Annotated in this window: 17 protein-coding genes; 16 read left to right on the top strand and 1 reads right to left on the bottom strand. The window is 43.1% G+C overall.

Annotated features, from left to right (window positions below; genetic code table 11):
- Positions 1–62 precede the first annotated feature (62 nt).
- From rplF to carA, 16 genes are all read left to right on the top strand, one after another.
- Positions 63–617, top strand: coding sequence for a 50S ribosomal protein L6 (gene rplF, locus BMW79_RS31860; protein ID WP_089903205.1), 555 nt, complete (start codon positions 63–65; stop codon positions 615–617).
- A gap of 90 nt (positions 618–707) precedes the next feature.
- Positions 708–1,061, top strand: a complete 354-nt coding sequence (gene rplR, locus BMW79_RS31855; protein ID WP_089903202.1) for a 50S ribosomal protein L18 — start codon at positions 708–710, stop codon at positions 1,059–1,061.
- A gap of 51 nt (positions 1,062–1,112) precedes the next feature.
- Complete coding sequence (rpsE, locus tag BMW79_RS31850; protein WP_089903199.1) at positions 1,113–1,631, top strand: 30S ribosomal protein S5; 519 nt, start codon at positions 1,113–1,115, stop codon at positions 1,629–1,631.
- A gap of 92 nt (positions 1,632–1,723) precedes the next feature.
- A complete protein-coding gene (gene rpmD / locus BMW79_RS31845; RefSeq protein ID WP_079470757.1) occupies positions 1,724–1,909 on the top strand; it encodes a 50S ribosomal protein L30 in 186 nt (61 codons plus the stop codon).
- A gap of 121 nt (positions 1,910–2,030) precedes the next feature.
- Complete coding sequence (gene rplO / locus BMW79_RS31840) at positions 2,031–2,477, top strand: 50S ribosomal protein L15 (protein ID WP_089903195.1); 447 nt, start codon at positions 2,031–2,033, stop codon at positions 2,475–2,477.
- A gap of 78 nt (positions 2,478–2,555) precedes the next feature.
- On the top strand, positions 2,556–3,899 hold the full coding sequence (secY, locus tag BMW79_RS31835; RefSeq protein WP_089903192.1) for a preprotein translocase subunit SecY: 1,344 nt from the start codon (positions 2,556–2,558) through the stop codon (positions 3,897–3,899).
- Between the two features lie 170 nt (positions 3,900–4,069).
- Entirely contained in the window at positions 4,070–4,870 is an 801-nt protein-coding gene (gene map, locus BMW79_RS31830) for a type I methionyl aminopeptidase (protein WP_177192417.1), read from the top strand.
- Positions 4,871–5,018: 148 nt separating this feature from the next.
- Positions 5,019–5,237, top strand: coding sequence for a translation initiation factor IF-1 (gene infA / locus BMW79_RS31825; RefSeq protein ID WP_012789309.1), 219 nt, complete (start codon positions 5,019–5,021; stop codon positions 5,235–5,237).
- Between the two features lie 70 nt (positions 5,238–5,307).
- The gene (rpmJ, locus tag BMW79_RS31820) at positions 5,308–5,424 is read left to right on the top strand and encodes a 50S ribosomal protein L36 (RefSeq protein WP_073083232.1); all 117 of its coding nucleotides are present in this window, start codon (positions 5,308–5,310) and stop codon (positions 5,422–5,424) included.
- A gap of 59 nt (positions 5,425–5,483) precedes the next feature.
- A complete protein-coding gene (gene rpsM, locus BMW79_RS31815) occupies positions 5,484–5,864 on the top strand; it encodes a 30S ribosomal protein S13 (protein WP_089903187.1) in 381 nt (126 codons plus the stop codon).
- A gap of 109 nt (positions 5,865–5,973) precedes the next feature.
- On the top strand, positions 5,974–6,375 hold the full coding sequence (rpsK, locus tag BMW79_RS31810) for a 30S ribosomal protein S11 (protein WP_079470752.1): 402 nt from the start codon (positions 5,974–5,976) through the stop codon (positions 6,373–6,375).
- Positions 6,376–6,531: 156 nt separating this feature from the next.
- A complete protein-coding gene (gene rpsD, locus BMW79_RS31805) occupies positions 6,532–7,137 on the top strand; it encodes a 30S ribosomal protein S4 (RefSeq protein WP_089903184.1) in 606 nt (201 codons plus the stop codon).
- A 71-nt stretch (positions 7,138–7,208) separates the two neighbouring features.
- Complete coding sequence (locus BMW79_RS31800) at positions 7,209–8,204, top strand: DNA-directed RNA polymerase subunit alpha (protein WP_079470750.1); 996 nt, start codon at positions 7,209–7,211, stop codon at positions 8,202–8,204.
- A gap of 117 nt (positions 8,205–8,321) precedes the next feature.
- The gene (gene rplQ, locus BMW79_RS31795; protein WP_089903182.1) at positions 8,322–8,813 is read left to right on the top strand and encodes a 50S ribosomal protein L17; all 492 of its coding nucleotides are present in this window, start codon (positions 8,322–8,324) and stop codon (positions 8,811–8,813) included.
- Positions 8,814–8,921: 108 nt separating this feature from the next.
- A complete protein-coding gene (locus BMW79_RS31790) occupies positions 8,922–9,749 on the top strand; it encodes a zinc ribbon domain-containing protein (protein ID WP_089903179.1) in 828 nt (275 codons plus the stop codon).
- Positions 9,750–9,887: 138 nt separating this feature from the next.
- Positions 9,888–11,000, top strand: coding sequence for a glutamine-hydrolyzing carbamoyl-phosphate synthase small subunit (gene carA / locus BMW79_RS31785; protein ID WP_089903176.1), 1,113 nt, complete (start codon positions 9,888–9,890; stop codon positions 10,998–11,000).
- A 702-nt stretch (positions 11,001–11,702) separates the two neighbouring features.
- Here the strand turns inward: carA and BMW79_RS31780 are convergent.
- The gene (locus BMW79_RS31780; RefSeq protein WP_089903174.1) at positions 11,703–12,902 is read right to left on the bottom strand and encodes a pyridoxal phosphate-dependent aminotransferase; all 1,200 of its coding nucleotides are present in this window, start codon (positions 12,900–12,902) and stop codon (positions 11,703–11,705) included.
- Positions 12,903–12,931: the final 29 nt, after the last annotated feature.

The following is a 12,931-nucleotide window of genomic DNA, read 5'->3' as shown; positions in this document are numbered from 1 at the left end:
TCTATACGGCGCTGAACACGGATAACCGGTACATCAATATCAAACAACTTTAAATTAAAGTTATGTCTCGTATAGGTAAAAGTCCTATCAAATTGGCTAGCGGCGTTACAGTTACTGTTTCCCCTTCCAATGAAGTAACCGTAAAAGGCCCAAAAGGTGAACTGAAAAGGTCCATCGACAGGGATATGAAAATTGACGTGAAGGACGGCGTGTTAACAGTAATCCGCCCAACTGAACAGATCCGTCACAAAGCACTCCACGGTTTATACCGCGCTTTACTGGCTAACATGGTTCAGGGTGTTACTGAAGGATTCAAGAAACAACTGGAACTGGTGGGTGTTGGTTATAAAGCAGCAAACAACGGTCAGTTACTGGATCTCGCTTTAGGTTACTCTCACAATATCGTTTTCGAAATTCCAAAAGAACTGAAGGTTGCTACACTGACTGAAAAAGGTCAGAACCCTAAGATCATGCTGGAAGGTATCGACAACCAGTTGCTGGGTCAGGTAGCTGCTAAAATCCGTAGCCTGCGTAAACCAGAGCCGTACAAAGGTAAAGGTGTTCGCTACAGTGATGAAGTGGTACGTAAGAAAGCTGGTAAATCAGCTGGTAAATAAAATATTTAATTGGCTAATCAGCTATTATAGCTGGTTAGCTGATTTTAACAGATATCCCGGCAGCATCGGGGTAATAAAATAAAACTCAAAATGAGCACAAAAGTTAACAGGAGACAGAAAATCCGCTATCGCATCCGTAAGAAAATCTCCGGTACTGCACAAGCACCAAGATTATCTGTATTTCGTAGCAACAGCGATATCTATGTGCAGTTGATTGACGATACCAATGGCACTACCCTGGCTTCCGCTTCTTCCCGTGATAAGGATATCAAAGCACAGGCAGGAACTAAAAGCGAAAAAGCTGTACTGGTAGGTAAAGCGCTGGCTGTTAAAGCACTGGCACTGGGCCTCACCACCTGCATTTTCGACAGAAGTGGTTATTTATATCATGGCCGCGTGAAAAGCGTAGCCGACGGAGCAAGAGAAGGCGGTCTTCAGTTTTAATCACGGAGTCCGAATTTTATAATTCTGAACAAGTAATTCTTATAAAATAAAATGGCAAAGAATTCATTCAATAAAGTAAAGGCTGGTGATCTGGAGCTGAAAGAAAAAGTAGTGGCGATCAACCGTGTTACTAAAACTACAAAAGGCGGTCGTACATTCAGTTTCTCCGCACTGGTAGTAGTAGGTAACGAAAACGGTGTTGTAGGTCACGGTCTTGGTAAAGCTAAAGAAGTACAGCAGGCTATCACTAAAGGTATAGACGATGCTAAGAAGAACCTGATCAAGGTTCCTGTTATGCACGGTACCATTCCTCACGATCAGTTTGCTAAAGAAGGCGCTGCCAAAGTATTGATCAAACCAGCTGCTCATGGTACTGGTGTGATCGCGGGAGGTTCTATGCGTGCAGTGCTGGAAAGCGCTGGTGTTACGGACGTTCTGGCTAAATCTCTGGGTTCTGCTAATCCACACAACGTGGTAAAAGCTACCTTCAAAGCTTTAGGCCTGTTACGCGAGCCAATCAGCATCGCTAAAACCAGAGGCGTTTCCCTGAAGAAAGTTTTCAACGGTTGATTTGAACCCGCTGAAAAGCAGGTACCTTCCGGAAAATTTTGAAAATAATTCATTAACAATTAAATTACTCCGCTTTTAGCGGATAGGGGTTTATGGCAAAGATTAAGATCACTCAAGTAAAAAGTGGTATAGACCGTCCTGAGAGGCAGAAATTGACCTTGAAGGCACTGGGCCTGACTAAAATGCACGCTACTGTTGAAGTAGAAGCAACTCCTCAGATCCTGGGTATGGTCCGTAAAGTTAATCACCTTGTAACGGTAGAAACAGTTAACGCTTAATTAAGTAACACTGCTGTGGGATTGTCTGTTGATAATCTTACCTTTACATTTGTGACTTTACCATTTTTATTTTAGAATAAAAGCGAGCGGTTAATTTCCGCGCAAGTAAAAACAATTAATTATGAATCTGCATTCATTACAGCCTGCACAAGGCGCTGTACATAAAGAAAAACGTCTTGGACGTGGTGAGGCTTCCGGTAAAGGTGGTACCTCTACAAAAGGTAACAAAGGTATCCAGCAACGTGCTGGTTACTCCAGCAAAAAAGGCTTCGAAGGTGGCCAGATGCCAATCCAACGCCGTATGCCTAAACGCGGTTTCAAAAATAATAACCGTGAAGAGTACACAATCTTCAACCTGGGCCAACTGGATCATTTAGTTGAAAAATATGGCCTCCAGGAGTTTAATCTGGAAAACCTGTTCATGAACGGTCTGATTAACAGAACAGCCAAAGTTAAGATCCTCGCTAACGGCGAACTCAAAACCAAGGTATCTGTTAAAGTTAACGCGATCAGCGAAAAAGCTAAACAGGCCATCGAAACAGCAGGTGGATCAGTAGAACTGGTATAAGACTTTACGACTGAGGAGACGCCTACGGAGTAGTGCGTCTTTTCATATTTAATAGCGCTATTAAACCTTTATCTTCCTGTGAAGAAATTTATCGAAACGATTAAGAATATCTGGAGTATTGAGGATTTGCGTAACCGCATCCTGACCACCCTGCTCCTGGTCCTCATCTACCGCGTAGGATCCTATATCGCTTTGCCTGGCATTGACGCAAACGCGCTCACCAACTTTGAGAAAAATTCTAATCAGGGTATCCTGGGTCTGGTTAACATGTTTGCAGGCGGATCGTTTTCAAGGGCCTCCATTTTTGCATTGGGTATCATGCCCTACATTTCTGCGTCCATTGCTATCCAGTTATTAACCATAGCTGTTCCGCAATTCCAGAAAATGCAGAAAGAAGGTGAAAGTGGCCGTAAGAAAATCAACCAGTTCACCCGTTACCTCACAGTTATCGTAACAGGTTTCCAGGCGAGTGCTTACGTTGCTTATCTGCGTAATCAGTCAGGTGGCGCTATTATTGCCGAATATGGCACCTTTTTCTTCTGGCTCTCTACTACCGTTTTACTTACTGCAGGTACCCTGTTCGTAATGTGGCTCGGTGAAAAGATCACAGATAAAGGTATTGGTAATGGTACTTCCATCATCATCATGATGGGTATCCTTGCCCGTTTGCCACAGGCTTTGGTCGCAGAATTCTCCAGTAAGGTTGCAGGTGAAGCGGGTGGACCGATCCTGTTCCTCATTGAAATTGCCATCTTTATTTTAATCACCGTAGGCCTGATCCTGCTCGTTCAGGGTACCAGGAAAATACCGGTGAATTACGCTAAACGTATCGTAGGTAACAAACAATATGGTGGTGTACGCCAGTTCATTCCTTTGAAAGTGAATGCTGCCGGTGTAATGCCTATCATCTTCGCCCAGGCGATCATGTTCATCCCTGCAACTGCAATAGGCTTTGCTACTTCTTCTGAAAGTGCTTCCGGCTTTATCCGCATCTTCAGTGATCACACAAACGGCTGGTACAACGTTATCTATGCAGTACTCGTTATCGTATTCACCTACTTCTATACCGCGTTGATCTTCAACCCCACTCAGATGGCGGATGAAATGAAACGTAACAACGGTTTCATTCCGGGTATCAAACCTGGTAAGGCTACTGCCGATTATATCGGTGCTGTAATGGACCGTATTACCCTGCCTGGTGCATTCTTCCTGGCAATGGTAGGTATATTACCTGGTGTGGCGGCTGCCTTCAAGATCAACAGCAACTTTGCTACCTTCTTCGGTGGTACTTCCCTGCTGATCATGGTAGGAGTTATCCTGGATACACTGCAACAGATTGAAAGCCAGCTCCTGATGCGCCATTATGATGGTCTGATGAGCACCGGCCGTATCAAAGGCAGAACAGCCCCGGCTAATGCATAAGTAATTGAACACAAAAGTGTTACAAGAACAATAAAATAGCCACAGAAGCTTCTACGCTTTAGTGGCTATATTATTTTTGAATAAGCGCAGTTAGTCCTTCAGCTTTCAGTTCCGGCACACGCTAAAAGCTTACTGCTGATGGCTAACAGCGAAAAGAAACAAGGATTGTTATGATTCACTATAAGACGAAGGAAGAAATAGAGTTGATGCGCAAAAGTGCCCTGATCCTGAGTGCAGCCCTGGCTGAAGTAGCCAGAACCCTGAAACCAGGTATGAGCACATTGGAAGTGGATGCAGTGGCTGATAAGTTTATCGTTGAAAATGGTGGAACACCTTCCTTCAAAAATTACAAAGGGTTTCCAAATGCTTGCTGCATCTCAGTTAACGAAGAAGTAGTACATGGCATCCCAAATAAGTATGTGCTGAAAGACGGCGATATCCTCACCGTGGATGTAGGTGTATATATGAACGGTTATCATTCAGACAGCGCTTACACCTTTGCTATCGGTAATGTACCCGAAAACGTACTCCGCCTCATGACTGCTACCAAAGCTTCCCTGTACAAGGGCATCGAAAAAGCAATAGTGGGCAACAGGATCGGGGATATCTCCTATGCAATACAGGAGTATACCGAGAAAGAGCGCGGTTACGGCGTTGTAAGGGAACTGGTGGGACATGGCCTCGGCCGCAACCTCCACGAGGATCCTCAGGTGCCTAACTACGGTAAACGGGGAAGTGGTCCGGTAATGAAGGAAGGACTGGTCATCGCTATCGAACCTATGATCAACCTTCGCTCCAAGGATGTTGAATACCTGGAAGATGGCTGGACGGTTGCTACCCGCGATGGCAGCCCGTCTGTTCACTTCGAACATACGGTAGCTGTTGGAAAAGGTAAGGCAGATGTGTTATCTACCTATGTGGATATAGAAAGAGAAGAGAAGAATAACCCCGAACTGAATTCAAATTACTAGTAAGGACTTTGGATTTATCTAATACAGCAAGGGTTTTGAGGGTAAAAAAGACAGGTTTTAGCAAAAAAACTGGCAATAATAATAATAATCCGGGTAAATTTTTCTATTTCAAAAGATAAATGCTATCTTTGCAGTCCTAAAAATTTTTATGGCAAAACAGGCACTCATTAAACAGGATGGAATTATATTAGAAGCCTTGTCGAACGCTATGTTCCGTGTAAAATTGGAAAACGGGCATGAGATCCTGGCCACCATTTCTGGAAAAATGAGAATGCACTACATCCGCATTCTGCCAGGAGATAAGGTTGGCGTGGAGATGAGCCCATACGATTTGTCAAGAGGCCGTATAATTTTCAGATACAAATAAGCGGAAAGAGCGTAGGGGGGATTGGAATTATAATTTAATAAATATCATAACCTTTTATAAAGTATTAATCATGAAGGTAAGAGCTGCAATCAAAAAAAGAAGTGCGGATTGTAAAATAGTTCGTAGAAAAGGTGTTTTGTTGGTAATCAACAAAAAGAATCCTCGTTTTAAACAACGCCAGGGATAATCGATTCCCCTAACGGAATTTGATTTTTTAATCAGAATCATAAAATCTAAAATAGAAATATGGCACGTATAGCCGGTATAGATCTTCCTAAAAATAAAAGAGGAGAAATTGGCCTCACCTATATCTTTGGTATAGGCCGTTCTACCGCCCAATATATCCTGAACAAGGCGGAAATTGATGTAAACAAAAAAGTGCGTGATTGGAATGATGATGATCAAGCTGCCATCCGTAATATCATTAACGGTGAGTTTAAGGTAGAAGGTCAACTGCGTTCCGAAGTGCAAATGAATATCAAGCGTCTGCTGGATATCGCTTGCTACCGCGGTCTGCGTCACAGGAAAGGCTTACCGGTAAGAGGTCAGCGTACACGTACCAACAGCCGTACCCGTAAAGGTAAACGTAAGACAGTGGCTGGTAAGAAAAAAGCAACTAAGAAATAATAAATAAAATCCCAGGTTGAAATCCCAAGTCCGAATCTGAGGGGTTTCAAATGACGGCGAGTCGTGTAAAATTTGGGATGGGAATTTCATATTTGGAATTTAAATCATTATGGCAAAAGCAAATAATACAAAAACTGCTGCTAATAAAAAGAGAGTAGTAAAGGTGGATAACTACGGAGATGTTCATATCTCTGCTAGCTTTAACAACATCATCGTAAGCATCACCAACAAGCATGGTCAGGTTATCTCCTGGTCTTCTGCTGGTAAAATGGGCTTCAGAGGTTCTAAAAAGAACACCCCATATGCTGCTCAGCTGGCTGCACAGGATGCTGCTAAGGTAGCTATGGACTCTGGTCTGAAAAGAGCAGATGTTTTTGTAAAAGGCCCGGGAGCTGGTCGTGAAAGTGCAATCCGCGCTATCGCTAACTCCGGTATCGAAGTAAACATGATCAAAGATGTTACTCCTTTACCTCACAACGGTTGCCGCCCTCCTAAGAAGAGAAGAGTATAGTAGTATATATTTACAGCATCCAGATACCAGATTTCATTAGAAGTTTGGTATCTGGACGTTGTAATTTATTATTAAATAAATGGGTGCATGATCAGGTTTTCAGATTTTTTGAAGAGCATGCATCATTAACTAAAAAATCTAAAGTATATTTAAAACATGGCAAGGTACACAGGACCAAAGACCAAAATTTCCAGAATTTTTGGTGAACCCATTCTCGGTAATGGCAAGTATTTAAGTAAGAACAGCAACCCTCCGGGTCAACATGGCGCTAACCGTAAACGCAAACAATTAGGCGAGTACGCACTGCAGCTGAGAGAAAAACAAAAAGCTAAGTACACTTACGGTTTGCTGGAGCGTCAGTTCCGTAACCTGTTCGACGAAGCTACCCGTAGAAAAGGTGTTGCCGGTGAAGTATTGATCAAATTGCTCGAAGCCCGTCTGGACAACACTGTTTTCCGTCTGGGTATCGCTCCTTCCCGTCCTGCTGCCCGTCAGCTGGTGTCTCACAAACACATTACCGTTAACGGTATCGTAGTTAACACTCCTTCTTTCCAACTGAAACCAGGAGACGTTATCAGCCTGAAAAACAAAACCGCAAACAATTCTGCACTGACCAGCGTTATCCGTGGAAAAAATCCTAAATTCAGCTGGTTGGATTGGAGCGAAAAAGAAATGAAAGGTGTATTCATTGCTTATCCTGAGAGAGAGAATGTTCCAGAAAATATCAAGGAACAACTGATCGTAGAATTGTACTCTAAGTAATAAATAATTAGTCCATGACTCAATAGGGTCATGGACTAACCTCATATTTAACAAATAAATCTATCATATCAATGGCAATTTTAAATTTCCAGAAACCTGATAAGATCGTATTGCAGAAGTCTACAGACTTTGAAGCTCAATTCGAATTCCGTCCATTAGAACCAGGTTATGCTGTGACTGTCGGTAATGCGTTACGTCGCGTACTGTTGTCTTCTTTGGAGGGCTATGCCATTGTGGGTATTAAAATTGAAGGAGCCGATCACGAGTTCGCTACACTGAAAGGTGTTACTGAAGACGTTACTGAAATCATTTTGAACCTGAAACAGGTTCGTTTCAAAAGGATTTCAGAGAGTGATGTAACGAACGAAAAGATCACACTGTCCATCAAGGGTAAAACAGAATTCCGCGCTGATATGATTGAAAAAGCCACCAGTGCTTTCCAGATCATGAATCCGGAACTGTTAATCTGCACCCTGGATCCTTCTGCCAAGCTGGATATCGAACTGACTATCGGTAAAGGCCGTGGTTATGTTCCAGCTGAGGAAAATAAACCCAAAGATGCAGTATTTGGCTACATCGCGATTGACTCTATCTTTACGCCTATCAAAAACGTAAAGTACAGCATAGAAAATACCCGTGTGGAGCAGAAAACTGACTATGAGAAGCTCGTTATGGAGGTGATCACAGACGGTACTATCCATCCGGAAGAAGCAGTTAAACAAGCTTCCCGCATCCTCATTCAGCACCTGATGATCATCACCGATGAAAACATCAGCTTTGATACCAAAGACACTGAAAAAGAAGATGTAGTGGATGAACAAACACTGCAACTGCGTAAGATCCTGAAAACACCACTCGAAGACCTCGATCTGAGCGTACGTGCATTCAACTGTCTGAAAGCAGCTAAAATCAATTCCCTCAGCGAACTGGTACAATACGAACAGGAAGAACTGATGAAGTTCAGAAACTTCGGCCAGAAATCACTCAGCGAAATTGAACAGGTATTAGGCGAAAGAGGTCTGCACTTCGGTATGGATCTGTCTAAACTGAAACTCGAAGAAGAATAGTATTTTCCCGGTTAAGCCAAAGCCTTTGCAGCCGCAATAGCTTTGGCTTAACTACTTTATAACTAACAAGTACCTTACAATTCCTGACACGGTGTAAGGGTTAAAAACAAAAATGTCATGCGTCACGGAGTAAAATTAAACAAGTTAAGCAGAACTGCTTCCCACCGTAAAGCCCTGATGTCCAATCTGGCTTGCGAACTGATCAGCCACAAACGTATCACCACTACACTGGCAAAAGCGAAAGCGCTGCGCGTGTATGTTGAGCCGCTGCTGACAAGAGGCAAAACCGATTCTACCCACAACCGTAGAATTGTGTTCAGCTACCTGCAGGATAAAGAAGCTATCAAGGAACTGTTCAGCACGATCAGTGAGAAAATAGCTACCCGTCCTGGTGGTTACACCCGTATCATTAAACTGGGCAAACGTGTAGGTGATAACGCCGAAGTAGCAATGATTGAACTGGTAGACTTCAACGAAATCTACGGTAAAACAGAAGAAAAAGCTGCTGCTAAGAAAACACGTCGTGCCGGTGGTGCTAAGAAGAAAGCAGATGAAGCAACTGAAACTAAAGCTGCTGATACTGCAACAGAAGAAAAATCTGCTGAGTAATCTTATATCAACGATACGAAAAAAGGACAAAGCCCGGCTTTGTCCTTTTTTTATGCACAAATAAATATATTTATTTCGTAATATTACAGTATCGCTAATAAACCTCCTATGAAATACCTGCACTGTGATAGTTGTGGACATCCCAATCCTTTAAAATCCGAGTATCTCATCTTTTGTGATGCCTGTGGCAAGAAGCTCTTGCAGAGTTTTACCGAGTGGCGCAAGCTCCGCCCCATGGCTTCTTTCCAGGAATATACCCAGGAAGTTGGCATCTCCCTTAAAGAGAAAAAAACAAACGGCCTGCTCACCTGGCTGAAAAGCCAGACACAGCCTGCTAACCGTGGAAAAGTGATCCTGTTTTTTTCCCTGTTTGTTGTATTGCTCGCAGTTACCGGTACCCTTTTCGGGAAAAGGGCTGTATTTACCTTTATATATCCCAAAGTACCCGCCAGCAGTTTGTATAGTAACTGGCATACTGCCACCATTGGCCGCCAGGCGCTGGAAATCAGCACGCCTGTGAAATTGTGGGTACACGACCAGCCATTGGAAGGAGAGGAGGCAAAGGTGATCGAATATGCTAAAACATACAGCAATGAAGATGGAGGCGGTATCCGCATTGCTGTGAATATGTACAGTTATATCAGCAATGTGGCCAATACACTGGAAGAAGCGGTTACCGATTCGCATAACACCATGCAGCTAAAGGAAACTGCTACGGAAATAGACTGCAAATCTGTTCCTGTGCTTATTTCGGGCATGCAGGGTATCCTGGAGGAAGGAAACTATCTTTATAAAGGTGGCATCCGCCTGGCTTTCTGTAACCTGGTAATGATCAAAGGAAGCAACCGCTGGCAGATCCAGATCAGCTACCGTGATGATGACCAGAATGGCCGCCAGGTGGCCCAAAGAATACTGAAATCTGTAAAAATTAAGTAACATATTCATTTCTGGTAAAAAAAATCTGTAATTAACTGTTGCATTTCATACCTTTGCACGGTTTTTTATCCGAACCTTCAGGGCATTTTGTACCCTTGAAGGTTTTTTTTAAAATATAAAACAAGACAGATACCAGAAATGCCTCAGACAAGAACCATCCAACCTGCCATACTGCTGTTAGAAGACGGTACGGTTTTTCAGGGAAAAGCTTTTGGGAAAATTGGCACAGCCGCCGGTGAATTAGCTTTCAATACCGGTATGACGGGTTACCAGGAAGTGTTTACGGACCCTTCTTACAAAGGACAGGTACTGATTATGAACAATTGCTACATCGGAAACTACGGCACCAAAAAGGATGACGTAGAAAGTGGCAGTGTCAAGATCAATGGTTTGATCGCTAAGAATATCGCGTACAACTATTCCAGGAAAATGGCAGATTCCTCCCTGGAAACGTTCCTGACCGATAATGAACTGGTGGCCATTTATGATGTAGACACCCGCGCGCTCGTTTCCCACATCCGTAGCAAAGGTGCTATGAACTGCATTATCTCTTCCTCCATCCTCGACATCGATCAGCTGAAAGCTGAACTGGCGAAAGTACCTTCCATGGAAGGACTGGCGCTCTGCAAGGATGTGACCACGCCGGAAGCCTATAACGTAGGCGATCCTGCTGCGGATATCCGTATCGCAGTACTGGATAATGGTGTGAAAAGAAATATGCTGAAATGCCTGTCCGAAAAGGGCGCCTACCTGCAGGTTTTCCCGACAGACACTCCTTTCGAAGTATGTGAAGAATTTAAACCACATGCCTATTTTATTTCCAATGGTCCCGGCGATCCGGCGCCGCTGACTTATGCAATAGACACGGTGAAAAAGATCCTGGATGCAGAACGCCCGATGTTTGGTATCTGCCTGGGACATCAGCTGCTGGCACTGGCCAACGGTATTCCCACTTACAAAATGCACCACGGTCACCGCGGTTTAAACCACCCGGTAAAGAACCTGAAAACCGGTCTGTGTGAAATCACCACCCAGAACCACGGTTTTGCAGTAGACCCTAAAGCAGTAGCTGCCAGCGAGAACGTAGAAGTAACTCACGTGAACCTGAATGATCATTCTGTAGAAGGTATCCGCATTAAAAACAAACCGGCTTTCAGTGTACAATATCACCCGGAATCAACTCCTGGTCCATTCGATAGCCGCTATCTGTTTGATGATTTCTTTGAACTGATCAAAGCGAATAAAGCGTAAGCCTGTTTAAGATACATCAGCTGAGAGCTACCTGCTCCTGGCTAACCGCATAAATGAAGACGGTCCCGAGGAATCGGGACCGTTGCATTTTAAAAATTCCACGTTATGAAAACAAACGGATACTACCATTGCTGAAAGCGCTGATAATACCGCCCGTTTTATTACATAACAATAATATCGAAAAAAGGTAAACGGAAACGCGAATATTTTTGAAGAAAGATGCAAAACAGCGTCTTTGAGGGAAGAAAACGACTAAAAGGTATAGTTAGGACAAAAAAATACGGCTCTGTGATCAGAGCCGTTTGCCTTTATAAATTCCACGTTATGAAAAACTGATACAAAAATACGATATTTTGCTAAAACGTTTTAGTTAATCTTTGAGTTTTACAGAAGATTGATAAATCTTCTTGTTTTATTAATTCAAAGGTCGGACCAAATAAACGTTCTAAGAAATAATGCAGGTTAAATTTTTCTTAAACAAGTTTAGATTTTGCAGTCCATCGTATTTGTAAATATTTTTATAATTTGATAAATTTTGTCGTTGTTGTTGTTTCTGTATCAAATATACGAAACAAAACATGAAAATTCCAAACGTTGAGTGTTAAATAATTGCTTTTTTATTTAAAAAAAAATATATAGAATTAATTATAATGTATTTAACGGCTCAGCTATCGAATTTTAGACAGCTTTTCTTCTTAAAAATTATTTGGAAGTTTTACCCGGATAAACTTCAAGTGCTTTCTCAAGGCAGACCATTGCATGACTAATGTCGGTTGTATTTAATACATATGCCAGTCTCACTTCGTTCTTTCCTAAACCAGGTGTAGCATAAAAGCCGGTTGCAGGCGACATCATCACTGTTTGACCCTCATGCGAGAAGGATTCCAGGATCCATTGGCAGAACTTATCAGAATCATCGATCGGCAGTCTGGCCATAGCATAGAAAGCTCCACCAGGATTAGGACAGAAAACACCCGGAATATCATTCAGCATCTTTACCAGGATATCCCGGCGGCTTAAATATTCCGCTTTAATAGCGTCAAAGTAATCTGCTGGCAGATCCACTGCAGCTTCACCGGCAATCTGTGCAAAGGTAGGAGGGCTGAGGCGGGCCTGGGCGAATTTCATTACGGAATCCAGTACAGACTGGTTCTTTGTAACGAAAGCACCAATACGGCCACCACAGGCACTGTATCTTTTAGAAATAGTATCCATCAGGATCACATTTTCTTCCATTCCTTCCAGGTTCATGGCGGAGAAATGTTCACCGGTATAACAAAACTCACGGTAAGCTTCATCAGAGAACAGGAACAGGTTGTATTTCAGGCAGAGTTCCTTCAATACTTCCATTTCTTCCTTACTGTAAAGGTAACCGGTAGGGTTATTGGGATTACAGATCATGATCGCCCTGGTACGGGGAGTGATCGCTTTCTCAAAATCCGCCATAGCCGGCAAAGCAAAACCGGTTTCGATACTGGCAGTGATGGTTTTGATCTTTATCTCCGCCTCTACTGCAAAACCATTATAGTTCGCGTAGAAAGGTTCCGGTACAATTACTTCATCTCCCGGATCCAGGCAGGCCATAAATGCAAACACAATGGCTTCAGAACCACCGGTAGTAACAATGATCTGGTTGTGGTTCACCGCAATATTGAAGCGGTCGTAATAGGTAACCAGTTTACGGCGGTAGCTTTCAAAGCCCGCGCTGTGACTGTATTCCAGGATTTTGAAGTCGGAATGGCGCACCGCATCCAACACCGGTTTAGGTGTTTCGATGTCCGGTTGCCCGATGTTCAGGTGATATACTTTCACCCCTTTTTTCTTGGCTGCTTCGGCGAATGGTACGAGCTTTCTGATGGGAGAAGCCGGCATCTGCTCGCCTCTCTGGCTAATGGTAGGCATAAAATTGTTTTGATCTTTTGCTTTGCAAA

Source organism: Chitinophaga arvensicola (assembly GCF_900110835.1).
GTDB lineage: Bacteria > Bacteroidota > Bacteroidia > Chitinophagales > Chitinophagaceae > Chitinophaga > Chitinophaga arvensicola.
Note: the sequence above shows the minus strand (reverse complement) of the source record. Positions and strands in the feature narration are given on the sequence as shown.

Coding starts and splice junctions, on each gene's coding strand:
- rplF (WP_089903205.1), top strand. CDS start 63: ATGTCTCGTATAGGTAAAAGTCCTATCAAATTGGCTAGCGGCGTTACA.
- rplR (WP_089903202.1), top strand. CDS start 708: ATGAGCACAAAAGTTAACAGGAGACAGAAAATCCGCTATCGCATCCGT.
- rpsE (WP_089903199.1), top strand. CDS start 1,113: ATGGCAAAGAATTCATTCAATAAAGTAAAGGCTGGTGATCTGGAGCTG.
- rpmD (WP_079470757.1), top strand. CDS start 1,724: ATGGCAAAGATTAAGATCACTCAAGTAAAAAGTGGTATAGACCGTCCT.
- rplO (WP_089903195.1), top strand. CDS start 2,031: ATGAATCTGCATTCATTACAGCCTGCACAAGGCGCTGTACATAAAGAA.
- map (WP_177192417.1), top strand. CDS start 4,070: ATGATTCACTATAAGACGAAGGAAGAAATAGAGTTGATGCGCAAAAGT.
- infA (WP_012789309.1), top strand. CDS start 5,019: ATGGCAAAACAGGCACTCATTAAACAGGATGGAATTATATTAGAAGCC.
- rpmJ (WP_073083232.1), top strand. CDS start 5,308: ATGAAGGTAAGAGCTGCAATCAAAAAAAGAAGTGCGGATTGTAAAATA.
- rpsM (WP_089903187.1), top strand. CDS start 5,484: ATGGCACGTATAGCCGGTATAGATCTTCCTAAAAATAAAAGAGGAGAA.
- rpsK (WP_079470752.1), top strand. CDS start 5,974: ATGGCAAAAGCAAATAATACAAAAACTGCTGCTAATAAAAAGAGAGTA.
- rpsD (WP_089903184.1), top strand. CDS start 6,532: ATGGCAAGGTACACAGGACCAAAGACCAAAATTTCCAGAATTTTTGGT.
- BMW79_RS31800 (WP_079470750.1), top strand. CDS start 7,209: ATGGCAATTTTAAATTTCCAGAAACCTGATAAGATCGTATTGCAGAAG.
- rplQ (WP_089903182.1), top strand. CDS start 8,322: ATGCGTCACGGAGTAAAATTAAACAAGTTAAGCAGAACTGCTTCCCAC.
- BMW79_RS31790 (WP_089903179.1), top strand. CDS start 8,922: ATGAAATACCTGCACTGTGATAGTTGTGGACATCCCAATCCTTTAAAA.
- carA (WP_089903176.1), top strand. CDS start 9,888: ATGCCTCAGACAAGAACCATCCAACCTGCCATACTGCTGTTAGAAGAC.
- BMW79_RS31780 (WP_089903174.1), bottom strand. CDS start 12,902: ATGCCTACCATTAGCCAGAGAGGCGAGCAGATGCCGGCTTCTCCCATC.